21 protein-coding genes and 1 other RNA gene are annotated in these 18,663 nt (G+C 60.1%); 8 read left to right on the forward strand and 14 right to left on the reverse strand.

Features of this window, described 5'->3' with window-relative positions:
* Positions 1–80 precede the first annotated feature (80 nt).
* Positions 81–1,052 carry an NADPH:quinone oxidoreductase family protein gene (locus tag ACXYMP_RS11175; RefSeq protein ID WP_458906317.1) on the forward strand — a complete coding sequence of 324 codons (972 nt, stop codon included), beginning with the start codon at positions 81–83 and terminating at the stop codon, positions 1,050–1,052.
* Here ACXYMP_RS11175 and ACXYMP_RS11180 read toward each other — a convergent pair.
* Positions 1,049–1,903 (reverse strand): LysR family transcriptional regulator, encoded by an 855-nt coding sequence (locus tag ACXYMP_RS11180; protein ID WP_458906319.1) that lies wholly within the window; start codon positions 1,901–1,903, stop codon positions 1,049–1,051. The genes ACXYMP_RS11175 and ACXYMP_RS11180 overlap by 4 nt on opposite strands.
* A 124-nt stretch (positions 1,904–2,027) precedes the next feature.
* On the opposite strand from ACXYMP_RS11180, the gene ACXYMP_RS11185 reads away from it, so the two are divergent.
* The 3 genes from ACXYMP_RS11185 to ACXYMP_RS11195 all read left to right on the forward strand — a co-directional run bounded on the left by ACXYMP_RS11185 (position 2,028) and on the right by ACXYMP_RS11195 (position 3,867).
* A complete protein-coding gene (locus ACXYMP_RS11185; RefSeq protein WP_298569130.1) occupies positions 2,028–2,240 on the forward strand; it encodes a DUF1127 domain-containing protein in 213 nt (70 codons plus the stop codon).
* Between the two features lie 118 nt (positions 2,241–2,358).
* Positions 2,359–3,093, forward strand: a complete 735-nt coding sequence (locus tag ACXYMP_RS11190) for a Bax inhibitor-1/YccA family protein (RefSeq protein ID WP_298569127.1) — start codon at positions 2,359–2,361, stop codon at positions 3,091–3,093.
* Between the two features lie 69 nt (positions 3,094–3,162).
* Positions 3,163–3,867, forward strand: coding sequence for an SGNH/GDSL hydrolase family protein (locus ACXYMP_RS11195; RefSeq protein ID WP_458906322.1), 705 nt, complete (start codon positions 3,163–3,165; stop codon positions 3,865–3,867).
* Positions 3,868–3,951: 84 nt separating this feature from the next.
* Here the strand turns inward: ACXYMP_RS11195 and rpmG are convergent, their stop codons facing one another.
* From rpmG to gatC, 6 genes are all read right to left on the reverse strand, one after another.
* Complete coding sequence (gene rpmG, locus ACXYMP_RS11200; RefSeq protein WP_008034579.1) at positions 3,952–4,119, reverse strand: 50S ribosomal protein L33; 168 nt, start codon at positions 4,117–4,119, stop codon at positions 3,952–3,954.
* Between the two features lie 153 nt (positions 4,120–4,272).
* Positions 4,273–4,662, reverse strand: an RNA gene (rnpB, locus tag ACXYMP_RS11205) — RNase P RNA component class A.
* Positions 4,663–4,674: 12 nt separating this feature from the next.
* Positions 4,675–5,364, reverse strand: coding sequence for an N-acetylmuramoyl-L-alanine amidase (locus ACXYMP_RS11210; protein ID WP_458906325.1), 690 nt, complete (start codon positions 5,362–5,364; stop codon positions 4,675–4,677).
* Entirely contained in the window at positions 5,364–6,140 is a 777-nt protein-coding gene (locus ACXYMP_RS11215; RefSeq protein WP_458906327.1) for a hypothetical protein, read from the reverse strand. The genes ACXYMP_RS11210 and ACXYMP_RS11215 overlap by 1 nt, the downstream gene beginning before the upstream one ends.
* A 42-nt stretch (positions 6,141–6,182) precedes the next feature.
* Entirely contained in the window at positions 6,183–7,664 is a 1,482-nt protein-coding gene (gene gatA, locus ACXYMP_RS11220; protein ID WP_458906329.1) for an Asp-tRNA(Asn)/Glu-tRNA(Gln) amidotransferase subunit GatA, read from the reverse strand.
* Positions 7,664–7,951: an Asp-tRNA(Asn)/Glu-tRNA(Gln) amidotransferase subunit GatC gene (gene gatC / locus ACXYMP_RS11225; RefSeq protein ID WP_247033108.1), complete on the reverse strand. Its 288-nt coding sequence runs from the start codon at positions 7,949–7,951 to the stop codon at positions 7,664–7,666. Before gatC ends, gatA begins: the two co-directional genes overlap by 1 nt.
* A 149-nt stretch (positions 7,952–8,100) precedes the next feature.
* Between gatC and ACXYMP_RS11230 the strand changes: the two genes are divergently transcribed.
* Positions 8,101–8,799, forward strand: a complete 699-nt coding sequence (locus ACXYMP_RS11230) for a metal-dependent hydrolase (protein ID WP_458906332.1) — start codon at positions 8,101–8,103, stop codon at positions 8,797–8,799.
* Between the two features lie 3 nt (positions 8,800–8,802).
* Here ACXYMP_RS11230 and ACXYMP_RS11235 read toward each other — a convergent pair whose 3' ends face one another.
* Positions 8,803–9,255, reverse strand: a complete 453-nt coding sequence (locus ACXYMP_RS11235; protein ID WP_458906334.1) for a nucleoside deaminase — start codon at positions 9,253–9,255, stop codon at positions 8,803–8,805.
* A 71-nt stretch (positions 9,256–9,326) separates the two neighbouring features.
* Here ACXYMP_RS11235 and ACXYMP_RS11240 point away from each other — a divergent pair, with 71 nt between their 5' ends.
* The gene (locus ACXYMP_RS11240; RefSeq protein ID WP_458906336.1) at positions 9,327–10,319 is read left to right on the forward strand and encodes a pseudouridine synthase; all 993 of its coding nucleotides are present in this window, start codon (positions 9,327–9,329) and stop codon (positions 10,317–10,319) included.
* Between the two features lie 12 nt (positions 10,320–10,331).
* Here the strand turns inward: ACXYMP_RS11240 and xseA are convergent, their stop codons facing one another.
* Positions 10,332–11,840 carry an exodeoxyribonuclease VII large subunit gene (gene xseA / locus ACXYMP_RS11245; RefSeq protein WP_458906338.1) on the reverse strand — a complete coding sequence of 503 codons (1,509 nt, stop codon included), beginning with the start codon at positions 11,838–11,840 and terminating at the stop codon, positions 10,332–10,334.
* Positions 11,841–11,920: 80 nt separating this feature from the next.
* Here xseA and purD point away from each other — a divergent pair, with 80 nt between their 5' ends.
* A complete protein-coding gene (gene purD, locus ACXYMP_RS11250; protein WP_458906340.1) occupies positions 11,921–13,183 on the forward strand; it encodes a phosphoribosylamine--glycine ligase in 1,263 nt (420 codons plus the stop codon).
* A 104-nt stretch (positions 13,184–13,287) separates the two neighbouring features.
* Here purD and ACXYMP_RS11255 read toward each other — a convergent pair whose 3' ends face one another.
* From ACXYMP_RS11255 to ACXYMP_RS11275, 5 genes are all read right to left on the reverse strand, one after another.
* On the reverse strand, positions 13,288–13,611 hold the full coding sequence (locus tag ACXYMP_RS11255; RefSeq protein ID WP_458906342.1) for a 2Fe-2S iron-sulfur cluster-binding protein: 324 nt from the start codon (positions 13,609–13,611) through the stop codon (positions 13,288–13,290).
* 394 nt (positions 13,612–14,005) lie between these two features.
* Positions 14,006–14,353, reverse strand: a complete 348-nt coding sequence (locus ACXYMP_RS11260; protein ID WP_298569095.1) for a hypothetical protein — start codon at positions 14,351–14,353, stop codon at positions 14,006–14,008.
* 102 nt (positions 14,354–14,455) lie between these two features.
* Positions 14,456–15,325 carry a 50S ribosomal protein L11 methyltransferase gene (locus ACXYMP_RS11265; RefSeq protein WP_458906344.1) on the reverse strand — a complete coding sequence of 290 codons (870 nt, stop codon included), beginning with the start codon at positions 15,323–15,325 and terminating at the stop codon, positions 14,456–14,458.
* Positions 15,326–15,409: 84 nt separating this feature from the next.
* Positions 15,410–16,054, reverse strand: coding sequence for a peptide-methionine (S)-S-oxide reductase MsrA (gene msrA, locus ACXYMP_RS11270; protein ID WP_458906346.1), 645 nt, complete (start codon positions 16,052–16,054; stop codon positions 15,410–15,412).
* Positions 16,055–16,091: 37 nt separating this feature from the next.
* Positions 16,092–17,327, reverse strand: a complete 1,236-nt coding sequence (locus tag ACXYMP_RS11275) for an MFS transporter (protein ID WP_298569089.1) — start codon at positions 17,325–17,327, stop codon at positions 16,092–16,094.
* Positions 17,328–17,460: 133 nt separating this feature from the next.
* Here ACXYMP_RS11275 and ACXYMP_RS11280 point away from each other — a divergent pair, with 133 nt between their 5' ends.
* Complete coding sequence (locus tag ACXYMP_RS11280; RefSeq protein ID WP_298569087.1) at positions 17,461–18,528, forward strand: YeeE/YedE family protein; 1,068 nt, start codon at positions 17,461–17,463, stop codon at positions 18,526–18,528.
* Positions 18,529–18,663: the final 135 nt, after the last annotated feature.

Raw genomic sequence — 18,663 nt, forward strand, 5'->3', positions numbered from 1 at the left:
CGAGAGTCCGCTGAGCGATTCTTCTGGCTGCCTCTCGATTTTCGGGATCGAACCGCCTAAGACACCGAACAGGAGGCCCCATGAAGACCTATCGCATCACCGATTTTGACCATCCCGCCACCCTGACCGAGGTCGACCCACCCGTGCCGGCAAAGGGTCAGGCGCTTGTGGATATCCGCGCATGTGGCCTGAACTTCGCAGACCTTTTGATGGCAAAGGGCAAATATCAGGACACCCCCACAGTTCCGTTCTCGTTGGGCATGGAGCCTGCAGGGACTGTGCTGGCGCTGGGGCCCGAAACGACCGGTCCAAAGCCCGGAACCCGCGTGGTTGTGTTTTCTGGCAGCAATGGCTTGGCTGACCAAGGCGTCTTCGATGCTGATCGCTGTCTGCCGCTGCCTGAAAACATGAGCTATGAACATGCCGCCGCGTTTCAGGTCGCCTATGGCACCAGCCATGTTGCGCTGGACTATAAGGCGCGGCTTCAGCCCGGCGAAACACTTCTGGTCCTTGGGGCTGCGGGCGGGGTTGGCCTGACTGCGGTCGAGATTGGCAAAGTCATGGGCGCGCGTGTCATCGCCTGCGCACGCGGGGCCGACAAGTTGGACATCTGCCGCCGTGCTGGCGCGGATCACGTGATCGACAGCCAGACCGACGACATTCGCACCACGGTCAAAGCGCTTGGCGGTGCCGATGTGGTCTATGACGCCATCGGAGGCGCCCAATTCACAGATGCGTTTCGTGCCTGCAACCCCGACGCCCGCATTCTTTTGATCGGGTTCGCCAGCGGCGACCTGCCCGAGGTTCGCCCAAACCATATGTTGGTCAAGAACATCACCCTGATCGGGTTCTATTGGGGGGGATACCTGACGTTTCGCCCCGAGGTTTTGACCGACAGTCTGCGCCAATTGCTGGCGTGGTATGAGAGCGGCAAGATCAGGCCCCATGTCAGCCACAGCCTGCCGCTTGAGCAAGCGCCCGAAGCCCTGAGCCTGTTACGCGACCGAAAATCGACCGGCAAGGTTGTTGTCACGATGGACCCCACCCGTTAGAGCGCCGCAAAGGCCTTTCGGATCATCGTCAACAGATCGTCAACGGCCTGACCGCCATTGCTTTGCGCCGCATACATATTCACTTGCGTGACCGCCAGATCCGGCAGGGCGCCGCCATGGTCGATCACCTCAAGATAGGGCTGCACCGTGCCTTCGATAATCGCATAGACCGCCAGATCGGCCGAAAGTGAGGCTTCGATTGCGCGCGTTGTGTCGCTCTCGACCCCCATTTCCCACGGTATACGCGCCTCGTCCAGCGCCTGCTGAACACCCTTTCGAAAGATGCAATTGTATTCGAAGGCAAGCCGCAAAGGGCGGTTGCGCCACGCCTGCCCACCGGGGGCGCCCACCCACACCAAGGGCAATGTGGTCAGGGTTTCGCCACCAGCGTCCATTGTGTCTTCGGTGGTAAGCACGATATCGCATTCACCACGCCCAAACATTGCTTTCAAGCGGCTCGTATAGGACGAAATCAACTGAACGCGCATGCGCGGATATTCAGCGTGGAACTGTTTCAGCACTTCTGGAATTGCGGGATAGACGACATCTGCGGGCACCCCCATGACGACCTCTCCTTCATAGGCTTGGTCGGTCAGGCGGGCGTAAACCTCGTCATTCAGCCGCAACATCCGTCGCGCATAGCCCAACAGTTGCTCGCCATCTGCAGTCAGCGACACGCCACGCCCGGAGCGATCCAACAAGGTGCGTCCCAAGCTGTCCTCAAGCCGTTTGATCTGCATCGAGACGGCAGACTGCGTCAGGTGCAAAAGACCAGCGGCACGCGTCACGCCGCCTGCATCCGCCACAGTGGCGAAGCTGCGCATTGCTGTCAGATCGAGGTTTCGTGGCATATCACACCTATTGATGGGTTGACGCAAAAACATTCATTTTACTTATCTTTCGCCAACGAGCATAAACATCAAGAAAATTGATGCAATGCGGATAACCTATCCGTTTTGACGAAGGAGAGCCGAGATGACTGCCGTAACCTGCACCAACACCCCCGCCGCCAAAAGCGTTTTCTCGCCATTGGCCTGGTTCGTCCACGCATGGGAAACGCAGCGCGAACGTCGCGCCCTGGCGCGGTTGGATGCTTCGCGTCTTGAAGATATCGGTTTGAATTATCGCGAAGCGCATCGCGAAGCAAACCGCCCGATCTGGGATGTTCCGGCCCATTGGACACACTAATCAGCCGTTCGAACGATAAAACCAATACCCCTTGAAAAGCGCGCCGCCCTTGCCGATATTACAGCCAAGGGCGGTTTCTGTTCGGAGCCGCCGAATATTGCTTTTTCTGGAGGTCTAGATGGCTGAATTTGACACGATTCGCTCAGGTGCCGGCACGCGCGCTGCGATCGATGAAGGGCTTCGCGCCCACATGAACAAGGTCTACGGAACCATGTCCATCGGCGTTTTGCTGACGGGTGCGGTATCGTGGGCGTTTGGTTCGAACGACGCTTTGCTGTCGATTCTGCGTGATCCTGCAACGCTGTCGCCCAACATTCTGGGCTGGATCGTAATGTTCCTGCCGTTGATCATGGTGTTTGCATTCGGTGCGGCCATCAACCGCTTGTCAGCCGCAGGTGCGCAGCTTTTCTTCTATGTCTTCGCAGCCGTCATGGGCTTGTCCATCAGCTGGATCTTCGCAGCCTTCACCGGCATCTCGATCGCGCAGACGTTCTTTATCACGGCAATCGCCTTTGCCGGTCTCAGCCTTTACGGCTACACGACCAAACGTGATCTGTCGCCGATGGGCGCGTTTTTGATCATGGGCCTGATTGGCCTGATCGTGGCGTCGATCGTCAACATCTTCATCGGTAGCTCGATGGTGCATTTCGCGATCTCAGTGATCGGTGTTTTGATCTTCGCAGGCCTGACCGCTTGGGATACCCAAAAGATCAAAACGGACTATCTCGCTCACGCGCACGCGATGGACAGCGAATGGTTGGCGAAATCCGCGATCATGGGTGCGCTGAGCCTGTATCTGGACTTCATCAACCTGTTCATGTTCCTGCTTCAGTTCCTTGGCAATCGTGAGTGATGCGATCCAACTGAAACCCAAGGGGCCGGTCAGCGTGACCGGCCCTTTTTGTTTACCAAGACTCGTCCCATGAACCGCTTCTTTGAGACCATCGTTAAGCTGATACTCAGCCCATATCTGGCCACACAAGCACTGAAAGTCCGCAAACTGGCGAAAGTCCTACCGGAGCCTCCGGGGCATCGCAGCGGTGTGACCGGCACCGGGCCTGACTTGTCGTTGATGATTGTTGGCGACAGCTCGGCGTCGGGTGTCGGCGCACCTCACCAGACCATGGCACTGTCCGGTCAGATGGTGAATTTTTTGGGTGCCTCATACCGTGTGAAGTGGCGCGTGATGGCCCGCTCTGGTGCCACCTCGTGCACCGTCCGGCCGATACTGCGGTCACAAGATCCGCAAAGGGCGGATGTGGTGCTGGTTGTTCTTGGGGTCAACGACGTGACGAGTCAAATGCCACTACACCGCATCCTGGCCTGTCGGGCTGAGCTTTACACATTGCTGTTTGAAAGCTGGCAGGCGAAACGTATCATCGCAACCGGGGTCCCCCCAATTGATCGCTTTCCGCTTTTGCCCAACCCGCTGCGCTGGGTTCTGGGCCTGCAAGCCCGCCGCTTCGACAAGGCGCTTGCCGAACAAGCCAAAGCAATGGGCGTGGAATACATGCCATTCGATGTTCCGCTTACACCCGAAATGATGGCCGAAGATGGCTTCCACCCGGGTCCGAATGCCTATTACCTCATTGGGCAAAAAGTGGCGACGCAGATCCTGCACCGCTGAGGCGGGCAATTTCGCTCTACAATCGCACAACAAAAAAAGCCGCGCATCTCAGCGCGGCTCTTTTTCGTTCAGGGTCACAAGATCTTACTTGATCTTGCCTTCCTTATACTCGACGTGCTTGCGCACAACCGGGTCGTATTTCTTCACAACCATTTTTTCGGTCATGGTGCGAGCGTTTTTCTTGGTCACATAGAAGTGGCCGGTATCCGCGGTCGAGTTCAGGCGGATTTTGATAGTGGTCGGCTTCGCCATGTCGTCAGCTCCTCATCGGGTGGGCGCACCCCGCCCGGGTAAATCTCTGGAACCCGCCTTTTACCGCCATTGGCCCCCGAGTCAACAGGCAAATGGGATTTTCGCGCGGGTTCCGAAACTACGCGCGCAACGGCGCCCAAGCGGCATGAATTTATGCGCGGATGGCCTGTAAGCCGGATTCTGTCCAGGTGTTGCCACCATGGATGACCATTCCTCTAGGATGCCTGTTACCAGACACCTCAAGCTGCCAACCCGGACCTTTGGGCCAAGACCGCCCTGGGGTTGCCCCCGCAAGGTCCCTATTAGGCATTGCTCCCGGTGGGGCTTGCCGTGCCGCCCTTGTTACCAAGCGCGCGGTGGGCTCTTACCCCACCGTTTCACCGTGGCCTGCGACATGCGCGGGCCGTCTCTTCTCTGTGGCGCTTTCCCTCGGGTTTCCCCGGCCGGGCGTTACCCGGCACCGTTGCCTTGTGGAGTCCGGACTTTCCTCGCGTCACGACAGGGCAAGCCCTGCCAGTCACCCGCGGCCATCCAGCCATCCGCGCGAGGATCGGCTTAGGCGATGGATGAGGGCGGGTCAACGGGGAAGCGCGCGGCAAGGTCTGCAATGATCCCCATGTCACGCGGCGCCAATGGCCCGGTCGCCCAAGGGCGAAAGCGCTGGCGCATCGCATCCAGAACCGCATCCAACCCGGCCGAGCACGCATAGCCGAACCGCGCAGCGTCAGCCAGAAAGGCCTGTTCATCGGGCGCGCGATGATCCGCGCGATCCGGCCAAACCGCCAAACCTTGCTGCGCCAAACGCGCCCAGTCAAACCGGCGTCCTGGATCGCGCTTGCGATCGGGGGCCAAGTCGCTATGCCCGATTACGGCTTCGGGCGGAATGCCCCAACGGGTCATGATCTCTGGCAGCAGCGCCTCCAGCGAGGCCATCTGAGGCTGCGAAAAGGGTGACATCCCGTCATTGTCCAGCTCGATACCAATGGATCGCGAGTTGATATCGCTCAGTCCACGCCAGGATCCAGCGCCCGCATGCCATGCACGCTTGTCTTCGTCGACCATTTGGAAAAGACCGCCAGCGCGGTGGATCAGGTAATGCGCCGACACCTCATGTTCGGGTGCGCACAAGCGATCCAGCGCCTCGTCGGGGTCGGCCATCGCTGTATAGTGAAGCACCACAAAGGAAGGGCGCAAACCGTCCCGGCGCGGTCCACAATTGGGCGACGGGTAAGGTGTGATCCGCATTATTCGCTCGAGATGTTCAGCGTCGCACCCGGCAGCGGCACAGGGTCCGGATCGGGAAGAGGGGTGGGGGTGGGCGCAGGAGCGGGCGCAAGCGCGGGATCGACCACAGGCACCTGAGTGTCCGTCTCGATGCCAAGCGCTTCAAGCTCAGCCTTGCTGACGGCTGTTTCCTCGGTCACAATGGTGGGCGCGGTCTCGCCGCGCGCTGTGCGGAAAGGCGCGGGATCCCACCCACAGGCAAAGCCGTCGCCATCTGGGTCCAGCCCGTTCTTGTCGCGCTTGGGGCCGCCAGCTTCAAGAAACGCGATCTGGGCGAAATCTGCGGATGTGTAGCGCGCGCAGTTGCGTTCAGCCCTTGCCGTTCCGGACAAAGCTGACCGGGTATGGATTGGCTGCCCAACACTGTTGGTGGTGGACAGGGCGTATTGCACGATTGACACCGAACTGTCAGCGGGCCGCTCTGGCACAGCCTCTGGCTCGACTTGTGTGTAAGCCGCCTGGTAGTTTTCGATACGCTGCGCATCGCTTTCAATGCTCTCACGGGCGGCCACGGCGCTGAAATCCTGTTCGTCCGAGATGCCGGGCGCGGCAGTTGCGCCGCCCGCGTCGTCCAGCGACTGGCTTGTGACAGAGCCGCCTTCAATCATGGCAGACAGGGGCGCACCGGAAACTGGATCCGTCGCGGGTGCCACATTGGAAGGCGCCCGGCTGTCGGGAACATTGCTGACGCAAGCCGAAACCGACGCGACGGCGACAAAGCCCATTAGATACCGCATAGAACCTTCTTCCTCGCAGGCTGATTGGTTAATCCGCTCGGATTACCACCATTTCTGGGGCTTTGCTACAAATCCGGCGCGTGCTTCGACCTCGTGAGCGATATTCAGCAGATCGCCTTCTTCCCATGGACGTCCGATCAGTTGCAGACCCAACGGAAGACCTTGCGCGTCCAGCCCGGCGGGAACCGAAATCCCCGGCAGGCCGGCAAGGTTTACCGTCACGGTGAACACATCGTTCAGATACATCTTCACCGGATCGGCATTCTCCATCTCGCCCAACCCAAACGCGGCTGACGGTGTGGCGGGTGTCAGAATTGCATCGACGCCCTGCGCGAACACATCGTCGAAGTCCTTCTTGATCAACGCCCGGACCTTGCGGGCACGGTTGTAATAGGCGTCATAAAAGCCCGCCGACAGCACGTAGGTTCCGACCATCACGCGGCGCTGCACCTCGTCGCCGAACCCTTCAGCGCGGGTTTTCTCGTACATCTCCGTAATGCCATCACCCGCCGCGAGCTTGGCGCGGTGGCCATAACGCACCCCGTCATAACGGGCGAGGTTCGATGACGCCTCGGCAGGTGCAATCACGTAATAAGCAGGCAAAGCGTATTTCGTGTGCGGCAGCGAGATATCGACGATCTCGGCCCCTGCATCGCGCAGCATGTCAGCCCCTTTGGTCCACAGCGCCTCGATCTCGTCCGGCATGCCGTCCATGCGGTATTCCTTGGGGATACCGATTTTCTTGCCCTTGATGTCGCCTGTCAGCATCGCCTCGAAATTCGGCACTGGAAGGTCTGCGCTGGTCGAATCCTTGGGGTCATGGCCGCACATAGCCTCCAGCATGATCGCCGCGTCGCGCACCGATTTGGTCATTGGACCGGCTTGGTCCAGCGAGGATGCAAACGCCACAACACCCCAGCGCGAGCAGCGGCCATATGTGGGCTTGATGCCGGTGATGCCGGTGAAAGCCGCGGGCTGACGGATCGAGCCGCCGGTGTCTGTGCCGGTGGCAGCGAGACAAAGGTCAGCGGCTACAGCGGACGCCGACCCGCCCGAGCTTCCGCCCGGTGTCAGTTTGCGGTCGTCCACCTTCCACGGGTTCACCGCGTTGCCGTAGACGCTCGTTTCATTCGACGACCCCATCGCAAATTCGTCCATGTTGAGCTTGCCCAACATAACGGTGCCATTGTCCAGAAGGTTCTGGCTGACGGTCGATTCGTATTCCGGAATGAAGCCCTCAAGGATGCGGCTGCCCGCCTGCGACGCCACGCCCTTGGTGCAGAACAGATCTTTAATGCCCAACGGAATGCCGCACATATCAGGCGCGTCACCTGCTTTGATCCGTGCGTCCGCCGCCGTGGCCTGTTCGCGTGCCAATTCAGGCGTGTTATGCACGAATGCGCCCAGCGCGCCTGCGCCTTCGATCTCGGTCAGACAAGCCTCGGTCAGCTCTGCCGAGGTCAGGTCCCCCTTGCGCATCGCATCGCGCGCATCCGCAATCGTCAGTTTGTTCAGGTCAGCCATTATTCCACCACCTTCGGCACGGCAAAGAAGCCTTCGCGCGCATCGGGCGCGTTGGACAGGATCTTGTCCTGCATGTCGCCATCCGTCACCACGTCTTCGCGACGCTTCAGGCGCATAGGCGTGACCGAGGTCATCGGCTCGACGCCGTCGACGTCCACCTCGTTCAACTGCTCGATAAAGCCGAGGATCGCGTTGAAGTTTTCGGCCAGCTCCGGCAGGCGGTCGTCTTCGACCTTGATGCGGGCCAGATGCGCAACCTTGCGCGCGGTTTCGATGTCGATCGACATGGGTGGCTCCCGTGTATGTTTCGCCAGATCGTTTAGCGCGCGCATGGCCCGCCCGCAAGCCATGTGCGCGGGATGTGACGCTGGCCCGCAGGTGACAGGGGCGGATTTGCTGCTAGTCTGACCATGAACGATCAAAAGGGAGGCTTTCCATGAAAATCACATTCCTTGGACATTCCGGTTTTCGGATCGAGATTGAAGGCGCGGTCTTGCTGGTCGATCCATGGCTGGATGGTAACCCGATGTTTCCAGAGGGTCGCCGGGACGAGGCCACCGCTGGCGCGACTCACATCCTGATCACCCACGGGCATGGAGATCATGCCTCTTCGACGCTGGCCATCGCGCGCGAGAAGGGCATTCCGATTGCGGCCATCCATGAACTTGCCACTTTCTGGGGCAATGAAGATGGGATCGAGACGCTGGGCTTTGGCAAAGGCGGCACCATCGACCTGAACGGGGCGAAGGTGACGATGGTGAACGCCTCGCATTCCGCCAGTTTCGATTATCTGGGCGGCGATCGGCCACTCTGCGCAGGCGCCGAGGTCGGGTTCATGATCGCAGGCGAAGGCCACGTGATCTATGTCTCTGGCGACACGGACATCATGGCGGATATGGAGTGGATGGGCGATCTGCACAAACCCGATATCGGTATCCTGTGCGCGGGTGGGCATTACACGATGGATATGGCGCGGGTGGCCTATGCGGCAAAACGGTATTTTGATTTCAAGACGGTGATCCCTTGCCACTACAAAACCTTCCCGGTGCTAGCGCAGTCAGCCGAGGAGCTGATCGCCGCCCTGCCGGACGTGAATGTGATCGAACCAGAGGTTCTGAAGCCGATCACGATCTGAGGATCAGCGCCGGGACGCGAAGAAGTCCTTCAAGATCTGTTCGGCCTCGTCCGCGCCGATGCCGTCATAGACCTCGGGGACGTGGTGGCATTGCGGGTGCGTGAAGATGCGCGCGCCATGTGCCACGCCGCCTGATTTCGGGTCCGCAGCGCCGTAATAGACCCGGCGAATACGCGCCGCCGACATGGCGGTTGCGCACATCGCGCACGGCTCCAGCGTCACGTAAAGGTCATGGTCGGGCAGGCGTTCCGACCCGGCCTGCGCGCAGCCTTCGCGGATCACCAACACTTCGGCGTGGGCCGTAGGGTCGTTCAACTCGCGCGTCCGGTTGCCTGCCGCAGCGATCACCTTGCCGTCCGGCGACACCAGCACCGCTCCCACGGGCACCTCACCGCGCGCGGCGGCAGCACGGGCTTCTGCCATTGCGGCATCCATATGGCTTTTAAAACGGCTCATGCCCCCTTTTGCCTTGGCGCCGACCGCTTGCCAAGGCTTCCCCTTTGCCCCGCCCCGCGCTATGCGAAGGCATGACAGACAAAAAACGCCCCCCCGTTCCCAAATCGGCCCGCAAGCCCGCCCCGAAAAAGCCGGATGCCGCGACGGCTGATCCGTCCAAAGGCGACCGCATCGCCAAGGTGCTGGCCCGCGCCGGTGTCGCCAGCCGTCGCGAGGCTGAACGGATGATCGAAGCGGGCCGCGTAACCGTGAACGGAAAAGTGATCGACAGCCCCGCGCTGAACGTCACCGCCAAGGACACGATCCTGTTTGACGAAGCCCCTTTGGCCGAACCGGAACCGCCCCGCATGTGGTTGTATTACAAGCCCATCGGCCTTGTGACGACCGAGCGGGATGAGAAGGGGCGCGACACGGTATTCAAAAACCTGCCCGACGACCTGCCCCGCGTGGTCAGCGTCGGGCGGCTCGACATCAATTCCGAAGGCCTGCTGCTTCTGACCAACGATGGCGAGGTGAAGCGCAAGCTGGAACTGCCGTCGACCGGGTGGTCACGCAAATACCGCGTGCGGGTGAACGGGCGACCCACCGAGGACACACTGGCGCCGGTGCGCAAGGGTTTGACGATTGATGGCGAGCGGTTCCAGTCGATGGCCGTGTCGCTGGACCGGCAACAAGGCGCGAACGCGTGGCTGACCGTGACCCTCCGCGAAGGGAAGAACCGCGAGGTGCGCCGCGCGATGGAAGCGGTCGGCCTGACCGTCAACCGCCTGCTGCGCGTCAGCTACGGCCCCTTCCAACTGGGTGAATTGAAACCCGGCGAGGTGGAGGAAATCCGCCAACGCGTTGTGCGCGACCAGCTTGGGATGGAAGACGCAAAGCCGGCGCCAGTGCGGACGCGCAAAGAGATCCCGCGTGGCAAGCATGGAAGCAAACCGGGGGCCAAGCCTGCATTCAAAGGTGGGCGGCCCGGAGGGAAACCAGGTCAACGTCCGGCGGGAAAAGGCCCCGGCGGCAAAGGTCCGGGCGGCAAGCCCCAAGGCCGCCCCGGTTCGCGCAACAAGTAGCATGGTTACCGGCTAGAACAGCGATCCTTGATCGGGGGCGTCCTTTTTGGGCTTGGGCTTTGTTGCGGGTTTGATCGGCTTCACCGCCGATGTCCCTGACCCATCCAGCGCCAATCGACCATCCGCGAACTCGATCTCAAGCGCTTTGGCTTTTGCGGCAGCGGCTTGGTTGGTCACCACATCTCCGTCGCCCCGCACAACCGCATACCCACGCTTCAACGTCTCGGTATAGCCCAGCGTTTGGCGCATTCGTTCAAGGCTGGTCAGCCGATCCTCGTGCCGCTTTGTATTTGCCAAGAAGGCCCGATCCAATCGCGCAGACAGTCCGGTGATCTCAACCGTTCGGCGTTTGTTGGCGTCTGTGATGCGGTCGGGGTCCAAGCGTGCGCCCGCCATGTTTAGCCGGTCCCGCATCGGGGCCAGTCGAGCGGTCAGAACGCGCGGGCGCAGACCTGCGGACGCCTCTGTCAGCTTCACGCGACCGGATTGTGCAACATGACGCAGGGCTGAGGGCAGTTTGTGGCTGGCCGTGTCGAGCCGCTGGCGCGGGTTGTCCAACAGCGCCTCGGGGCGCGGCAAGGCACGCGACAGGTCGCGCAGGCGCTGGCCGCGTTGCGTCAACGCCTGTTCCAACGAACGGGTCAAGCGGGTGCCTTGTTCCTCGGTCCACGCTAGCAATTCCAGACGCACTGGCACGGCATGTTCGGCAGCCGCGGTCGGCGTCGGCGCGCGCAAGTCAGACACGTAATCAATCAGGGTCGTGTCCGTCTCGTGCCCCACCGCCGAGATCAGGGGAATATCCGACGCGGCGGCGGCGCGGGCGACGATTTCCTCGTTGAACCCCCACAGATCCTCGATTGAACCACCACCGCGCGCAACGATCAGCAAGTCAGGACGCGGCAGCGCGCCGCCCGGTTGCATACGGTTGAAACCTTCGATTGCGGCGGCGACCTGAGGCGCACACGCCTCGCCCTGCACGGCGACGGGCCAGATCAGCACTTTGCGCGGGAAACGGTCCCGCAGGCGGTGCAAGATATCGCGGATCACCGCACCGGACGGTGATGTGACAACGCCAATCACTTCGGGCAGGAAAGGCAGCTTTTTCTTGCGTTCGGGCGCGAAAAGTCCCTCTGCCGCCAGCGTTTTCTTGCGCTTTTCCAACATTGCCATCAACGCGCCTTCGCCCGCGACGACGACATCATCGACGTTCAATTGGTATTTCGACTGGCTGCCAAAAGTGGTCAGCTTGCCGGTGACGATGACCTCCATCCCTTCTTCAGGCTTGATCGAAAGGCGGCTGACCTGCCCTTTCCAACTGACCGCGGCCAGAACAGATCGGTCGTCCTTCACGTCGAAATACAGATGACCGGACCGCGCCAGCATGACCCGCCCAACTTCGCCCCGCACGCGGACACGCCCAAATGCCCCCTCGATTGTTTTCTTCAGCGCGCCGGAGATTTCCGAGACGGTGAACTCCGGTGCGTTTTCGCCGGGCTGTGGATCGTCGATCAGGTCGGACATGGGCCGGTGTCTCTTTCCTTGTGATTTCAGCGCCCCGACCTTAGAACGCCGATGACAGAAGGCCAAGCGGGGGAAGAGCCATGAACATCCTTATTCTGGGCAGCGGCGGGCGTGAACATGCGCTGGCGTGGGCTGTGATGCAAAACCCGAAATGCGACCGGCTGATCGTGGCCCCCGGAAATGCAGGCATGGCGCAGATCGCGGAGTGTGCATCGCTGGACATCGAAGACGGTGACGCGGTGGTGACCTTTGCGCAGCAAAACACCATTGATTTCGTGATCATCGGGCCGGAAGCGCCCTTGGCCAAAGGCGTGGCCGACCGTCTGCGCGAGGCGGGCGTCAGTGTCTTCGGCCCCTCAGCCGAGGCCGCGAAGCTTGAGGCATCCAAGTCCTTCACGAAAGAGGTCTGCGATGCCGCGGGCGCGCCAACCGCTGCCTATGGTCATTTCACCGACGCAGATGCCGCCAAGGCCTATATTCGCGAACAGGGCGCACCGATTGTCGTCAAGGCCGACGGTCTGGCAGCCGGCAAAGGCGTGATCGTCGCGATGGACGAGCAGACGGCGCTGGACGCCATCGACGACATGTTCGGCGGTGCATTTGGCGGGGCTGGCGCGGAAGTCGTGATCGAAGAATTCATGGAGGGCGAAGAGGCATCTTACTTCATCCTCTGCGACGGCAAGACCGCCCTGCCCATCGGCACCGCGCAAGACCACAAACGTGTGGGCGATGGCGACACAGGGCTGAACACCGGCGGCATGGGTGCCTATTCCCCTGCCCCCGTTCTGACAGACGACATTGCCGCCCGCGCCATGCGCGAGATCATTGAACCCACCGTGGCCGAAATGGCCAAGCGTGGCACACCCTATCAAGGGGTGCTTTATGCGGGGTTCATGATCAAGGACAGGCAGGCACGGCTGGTCGAATACAACGCGCGCTTTGGTGACCCGGAATGTCAGGTCCTGATGATGCGGCTGGGCGCGCAGGCGTTGGACCTGATGCTGGCCTGTGCCGAGGGGCGGCTGGATGAGGCCCAAGTGAACTGGGCGGATGATCATGCGATCACCGTGGTGATGGCAGCCAATGGCTATCCCGGCGCTTACCAGAAAGGGTCAATCATCAACGGGTTGGACGATCTGCCGGAAGACTCGAAGAATATGGTGTTTCACGCTGGCACCACCGAGGTGGGCGGTAAGATCACAGCCACCGGCGGGCGTGTCCTGAATATCACCGCACGCGGCGACAGCCTGCAAGAGGCCCGCGACCGTGCTTATGCGATGATCGACAAGATTGATTGGCCGGGCGGGTTTAATCGGTCAGATATTGGGTGGCGGGCGCTCTGAAAGGCGCAAGACGCCAAGCGCGGGCCATCATGCGCAACAGATGTAACGCACCGCGCACGACCGACCGCCAAAAGGGCGAGGGTCGACGCGGTGCACCAAGGCCATCAAATTTGTTTTTCGGGCATATGCACGACAAGGCCATCCAGATCGTCGGTAATCTTGATCTGGCAGGTCAAACGCGACCGTTCTGCGTCCGGCTCAAACGCAAAGTCGAGCATGTCTTCTTCCATCGCATCCTTGGCAGGCACCTTGTCGACCCACGCCGCGTCCACATAGACATGGCAGGTCGAACAGGCACAAGCGCCACCGCAATCCGCCTCGATCCCCGGAATGTTGTTGTCGCGCGCGCCTTCCATCACAGTCAGGCCGTTTGCAACGTTCACGACGTGTTTCGTTCCATTGTGCTCGACATAGGTAATCTTTGCCATCTGGCGTCTCCAATCTTTTGCTCGGGCCTTTCTAGACAAGGCAGATAGGCAAGGCAAAGCAGTTTTGCCAGACTAAAACACGAAACTTGAAGCGCCGCCGGGACGCAAAGCTCATCGGCTTGGCCAAGCGATACAGCCAGGCTCGTGCCGAGACAATCCGGTGCAAGGCAAGGAGGCGCCCTTCAGAACCGCAAGCGTTGCGCCGAAACGGTCTTTTACAAAACGAGCTTTCGAAGGGCCCGACGCTGGTGGCACCAGGTGACGGGCCGAAAGATGCGCGCCAGATTGGCCCGGCATCGGTCGATGCCTGAACGGCTGGCAGATGCAAAGGCGCAATAAGAAAACCCGCGCAAAAAGCGCGGGTCCAAATGGTAAACTTTCTGCTGAGTTGCGCTTATAGGTACCCTGCAAGAAGCTCTGCAAGTCGTTGTGTCAGGGGATCGGCTTGCATCACCCAGCCCCCGGCCTGTTCCAGCGCGGTGCCTTTCGACAAAGCCTGAACCCGATCATTGTAATTGATCGCCCCGACCTGATCGAACAGAAATGCCTTGAAAGCGATGAAGCCAACAACCGTGATGATCAGGCCTTTGATCGGAAAGCCCCGACGCGCACGGCGCGAGGTTTTCGGAACCAACAATCCGTCACGTTCGACCAGTTGCACATATCCCTGCGACAGCTTGCGGTGCTGCTTGCTAATACTACGGACGCGCTTCTGAAAGTCCTGAACTTGTGCATCAGTCATAATAGACCCTTTCCCCCTAATTATTTAAACACCCTTCCCACGTCAGAATAAGGCAAAAACGTGACAAACTCCAGCAAACCGACTGTTTATTGCAATAATTATCTAGTTTTTCACAAGAATTAACGTCGTCCAGTCAACAATTTCATCTCTGTTAACCAGATTGAACCCGTTTTGTGCATAAACCGAAATCACCTCGTCGGCCTGCGGGTTTAGGATGCCGGAAAGAATCGCATAACCTCCGGTTGAAACATGCCGCGCCATGTCCGGAGCCAGTCCAATCAACGGCCCCTTAAGGATATTCGCGAACACCAGATCGAAGGGTGCGGCCTGTTTAAGGGCTGGTGATGCAAAGCCTGCGGCCTCGACACAGGTGACGCGATCGGACAGAGCGTTGGCGTCGACATTGGCACGGGCCACATCAACCGCCACTTCGTCGATGTCGCTGGCCAGTACCGGATCAGGCCAAACCTGCGCCGCTGCCATGGCCAGCACCGCCGTGCCGCAGCCAATATCGACAACACGTCGCCCAACAAACCCGTCGTCGATCAACTGGTCCAACGCTCTGAGGCAACCGAGTGTCGTTCCATGGTGGCCTGTCCCAAACGCCATTGCCGCGTCAATCAGCAAGGCGATCCTGCCTTCCGGGATTTTGTCGGCATCATGACTGCCATGCACAAAGAAACGCCCGGCTTCGACCGGGGTGAGCTCTCGTTTGACATGGGCGACCCAGTCGATTTCGGGCAGTTCAGACACGGCGAAATCCTTGGCGCTGCACATCTTGGTCAGAAGGGCCAAGCCCGCCGCATCCGGCTCTTCCACGAAATAGCCGCCGACTTCCCAAAGTCCGCTGCCATCTTCGACTTCGAACACGCCGATGCCGGTCGGCTCGGGCGTCAGGTTTTCCATTGCCGCGCCCAGCGCGTCGGCGGCGTCCTGACCTTCTATGGTGGTCAATGCGGTCCATGTGGGCATGGCTGGATCCTTTCTATGCTAGAAGGGGGCCTAGCCGCATGCGTGTGAAGGGTCAACCACCGCTGATCCCATTCAAACCGGTCGCTAAGCGCCTGTTCCGATCGGACAACTGACGCCTGTGCCACCGATGCCGCAATACCCTGCCGGGTTCTTCGACAAGTATTGCTGGTGGTAGGCCTCGGCCAGATAAAACGGTCCGGCAGGGGCGATTTCCGTTGTGATCGGGCCAAAGCCCTTTGCGGCAAGCTGCGGCGCGTAGCGCGCGGCTGACGCCTTCGCAAGATCCAGTTGCTGTGCATCCGTCGCATAAATCGCTGAGCGGTATTGCGTGCCCATATCGTTGCCTTGCCGCATCCCTTGCGTGGGGTCGTGGTTTTCCCAAAACACTTTCAGCAATGCGTCATAACTGGTCACCGCGGGATCATACACGACCCGCACCGCTTCGGTGTGGCCGGTCTGTCCGGTGCAGACCTCTTCGTATGTCGGATTGGGGGTCACACCCCCCGCGTTTCCGACCATGGTCAGCCAAACGCCGGGAAGCTGCCAGAAAATCCGCTCGACCCCCCAATAGCAACCCATGCCGAATATGGCGACGTCGAACCCGTCTGGCACATCCATCGTCAGGGGGCGCCCAAAAACATGATGGGTCGAGGCTGTCAGGATCGGGTCTGCACGCCCCGGCAGGGCCGCATTGTGATCAACCATCGTCAGTTTTTTCCGTCCAAACATCCTGCGTCCTCCTGTTTGCGCACCTTTAAAGGTGGCGTCACTGGGCCGCGTGTGCAACCACGCGCGAAAGCACAGTCTCGTTACCCTTTTCCGGGTGACGCGGGATCAACAAGGCCAGCATCAGCGAAACGCTTGCCATGGCGGCCGCCAATCCAAAGACCGCGCCCGGCGACACCACCCAAAGATACCCCAAAAGCGCCGGCAAGAACACGGCCGCAATATGATTGATGGTGAACGCGACCGCCGCTGTGGGCGCAATGTCTTGCGGGTCCGCAATCTTTTGGAAATAGGTTTTCAGGGCAAAGGCCAGCGCAAAAAACAGGTGATCAACCACATAGAGCGTTGCCGCCAGCACGACCCCCCAGCCGAAGAAATAGATGCCGCCATAGGCCAGAAACACACAGATCAACCCGACATATTCAAACGCCAAAGCGCGCCGTTCGCCCCAAATGGCCACCGCCTTGCCCATCAAGGGCGCAAAGAAGATGTTGGCGACATAGTTGATCAGGAACAGCGCGGTGACCTCGTGCACCTCAAAGCCGAATCGTTCGACCATCATGAAGGCCGCAAAGACCGTGAATATCTGGCGCCGCGCACCTGCCATGAATTGCAGCGCATAATAGAGCCAATAGCGGCGTCGCAAGACAAACTGCTTGAGCTGCGGTTCAGGGCTTTCAAACTGCGGGTAGGCGAAGAAACAGAAGATCGCGATGGCGAGCGTGGTGCCTCCGGCGATCATGTAGACAAGGTTATAGCTTAGGTCGAAGGCCTTCCAGGTCAGCACCAGCAGCCCGTAGCTGACCAAAGCCGCCGCCGAACCGACCGACATGATCCAGCCCAGCATCTGCGGGGCGCGTTTCTTGTCGATCCATTGCAGCTGAAGCGACTGGTTCACCGTCTCGAAATAGTGAAACCCGATCGACGACAACATTGTGATGGTCAAAATCCCGCCAAAGCTTGGAAACCACGCAGTAATCGCAGTGGCGGCCCCCAGCATCCCAAGTGCTACAACCCCCAGAACCTGCTCGCGAAACAGCATCAACAGGGCGATGACCCCGATCGCCAGAAAGCCCGGTATCTCGCGCACGGTGTGCAGCCAGCCAATCTCGACGCCGGTGAACCCTGCGGCTTCGATCACGAAGTTGTTCAACAGCGCCGACCATGTGAAAAACGCAATCGGCATGGCCGCTGCCATCAGCATCAACAGGAAGATGGGGCGGCGCCAAAAAGGTTGGGCGCGGGCCTCCTCCAGGGTCAGAATTTGGTGTCTCATGCCCCCGCAATAAGCCTGAATTCACCCGGTGGCGAGGCCAAAACGCATTCACACAACAAGATGCGATTATGATATATGTCAAGGCAGGCGCGCATCAGAATTGGCAAAATCCCCTGCAATTAAAGGAGGTCCAATGGATATCGTCCCCCTGATCGACCGCATCGGAGAGCAACCGACAGCCGCCGTTTTCGGCCTGATCACCGGCATCGTGTTTGGCGTGTCTGCCCAGCGCTCACGCTTTTGCCTGCGTGCCGCAACGGTCGAGTTCGCGCGAAGGATGATGGACAGTTCCGTTGCGATCTGGCTTTTGACCTTCTCGACCGCACTGGTCTGGGTTCAGAGTGCATCGCTTCTGGGCCTGTTGCGACCCGAAGATGCACGCATGATGGCCGTGACCGGCAGTTGGTCGGGCGCTGTCATCGGTGGTTTGATGTTCGGGGTTGGTATGGTGCTGGCGCGCGGCTGCTCGGGCCGCCTTCTGGTGCTGGCGGCCACGGGAAACCTGCGCTCGGTCGTATCCGGCCTGATCTTCGCCGTTGTCGCCCAGATGAGCTTGCATGGCTGGCTATCGCCGACCCGCGACTATCTTGCCCGTCTTTGGATGACCGAAGGGGGCGTAAACGTGAACCTTTTGACCGCAATCGGTGTTCCAGAATGGTCAGGTCTGGCCCTTGGCCTGATCACGGCAATCCTTGCGATCTACATCGCGCGGCGGTCGGGTATGGGTTATAAACGACTGGTTTTCGGGTCTGGAGTAGGCTTCGCCGTCGCGCTTGGCTGGGTGTTGACCTATCAACTGTCGCTGGCTGCGTTCGAACCGGTGTCTGTCACCTCGGCCACCTTCTCTGGCCCCTCGGCCAACACGCTGATGTTCTTTTTGATCCCCGACCCCGTGCTTGAGTTCGACGTGGGCCTAGTGCCGGGCGTCGTGATCGGCGCTTTCGCCGCCAGTTGGTTCGCGGGTGATTTCAAGTTCCAGGGGTTCGATAATGAGGCCATCATGCGTCGCTCAATGTTCGGTGCCGTCCTGATGGGCTTCGGCGCGATGCTGGCGGGTGGCTGCGCGATTGGCGCGGGCGTCACGGGTGGCTCCATCTTCGTCGGCACCGCATGGCTTGCGCTTTTGTGCATGTGGATCGGTGCGATAGTGACAGATGCGCTGGTGGATCAGCGCGGAGCTGTTGGCGTGGCGGCAGAGTAAGGTCTGTCCAAAACTCGACTACATTCGCTCATCCGGGCTTTGAACCCAATCCTGGCGCTTTCCGTCTTTTCGCGGACTAGGCGTTCGCCATTAAAGTAGGCTACGGCCAACTGTGATAACATTGCCTGAGGCGTT

It is taken from the genome of Aliiroseovarius sp. CAU 1755 (genome assembly GCF_054482655.1).

Coding starts and splice junctions, on each gene's coding strand:
- purD (WP_458906340.1), top strand. CDS start 11,921: ATGAACATCCTTATTCTGGGCAGCGGCGGGCGTGAACATGCGCTGGCG.
- xseA (WP_458906338.1), bottom strand. CDS start 11,840: ATGTCCGACCTGATCGACGATCCACAGCCCGGCGAAAACGCACCGGAG.
- ACXYMP_RS11280 (WP_298569087.1), top strand. CDS start 17,461: ATGGATATCGTCCCCCTGATCGACCGCATCGGAGAGCAACCGACAGCC.
- ACXYMP_RS11235 (WP_458906334.1), bottom strand. CDS start 9,255: ATGAGCCGTTTTAAAAGCCATATGGATGCCGCAATGGCAGAAGCCCGT.
- msrA (WP_458906346.1), bottom strand. CDS start 16,054: ATGTTTGGACGGAAAAAACTGACGATGGTTGATCACAATGCGGCCCTG.
- ACXYMP_RS11180 (WP_458906319.1), bottom strand. CDS start 1,903: ATGCCACGAAACCTCGATCTGACAGCAATGCGCAGCTTCGCCACTGTG.
- ACXYMP_RS11260 (WP_298569095.1), bottom strand. CDS start 14,353: ATGACTGATGCACAAGTTCAGGACTTTCAGAAGCGCGTCCGTAGTATT.
- ACXYMP_RS11185 (WP_298569130.1), top strand. CDS start 2,028: ATGACTGCCGTAACCTGCACCAACACCCCCGCCGCCAAAAGCGTTTTC.
- ACXYMP_RS11210 (WP_458906325.1), bottom strand. CDS start 5,364: ATGCGGATCACACCTTACCCGTCGCCCAATTGTGGACCGCGCCGGGAC.
- ACXYMP_RS11255 (WP_458906342.1), bottom strand. CDS start 13,611: ATGGCAAAGATTACCTATGTCGAGCACAATGGAACGAAACACGTCGTG.
- ACXYMP_RS11215 (WP_458906327.1), bottom strand. CDS start 6,140: ATGCGGTATCTAATGGGCTTTGTCGCCGTCGCGTCGGTTTCGGCTTGC.
- ACXYMP_RS11240 (WP_458906336.1), top strand. CDS start 9,327: ATGACAGACAAAAAACGCCCCCCCGTTCCCAAATCGGCCCGCAAGCCC.
- ACXYMP_RS11195 (WP_458906322.1), top strand. CDS start 3,163: ATGAACCGCTTCTTTGAGACCATCGTTAAGCTGATACTCAGCCCATAT.
- ACXYMP_RS11265 (WP_458906344.1), bottom strand. CDS start 15,325: ATGCCCACATGGACCGCATTGACCACCATAGAAGGTCAGGACGCCGCC.
- gatC (WP_247033108.1), bottom strand. CDS start 7,951: ATGTCGATCGACATCGAAACCGCGCGCAAGGTTGCGCATCTGGCCCGC.
- gatA (WP_458906329.1), bottom strand. CDS start 7,664: ATGGCTGACCTGAACAAACTGACGATTGCGGATGCGCGCGATGCGATG.
- ACXYMP_RS11175 (WP_458906317.1), top strand. CDS start 81: ATGAAGACCTATCGCATCACCGATTTTGACCATCCCGCCACCCTGACC.
- ACXYMP_RS11275 (WP_298569089.1), bottom strand. CDS start 17,327: ATGAGACACCAAATTCTGACCCTGGAGGAGGCCCGCGCCCAACCTTTT.
- ACXYMP_RS11230 (WP_458906332.1), top strand. CDS start 8,101: ATGAAAATCACATTCCTTGGACATTCCGGTTTTCGGATCGAGATTGAA.
- ACXYMP_RS11190 (WP_298569127.1), top strand. CDS start 2,359: ATGGCTGAATTTGACACGATTCGCTCAGGTGCCGGCACGCGCGCTGCG.
- rpmG (WP_008034579.1), bottom strand. CDS start 4,119: ATGGCGAAGCCGACCACTATCAAAATCCGCCTGAACTCGACCGCGGAT.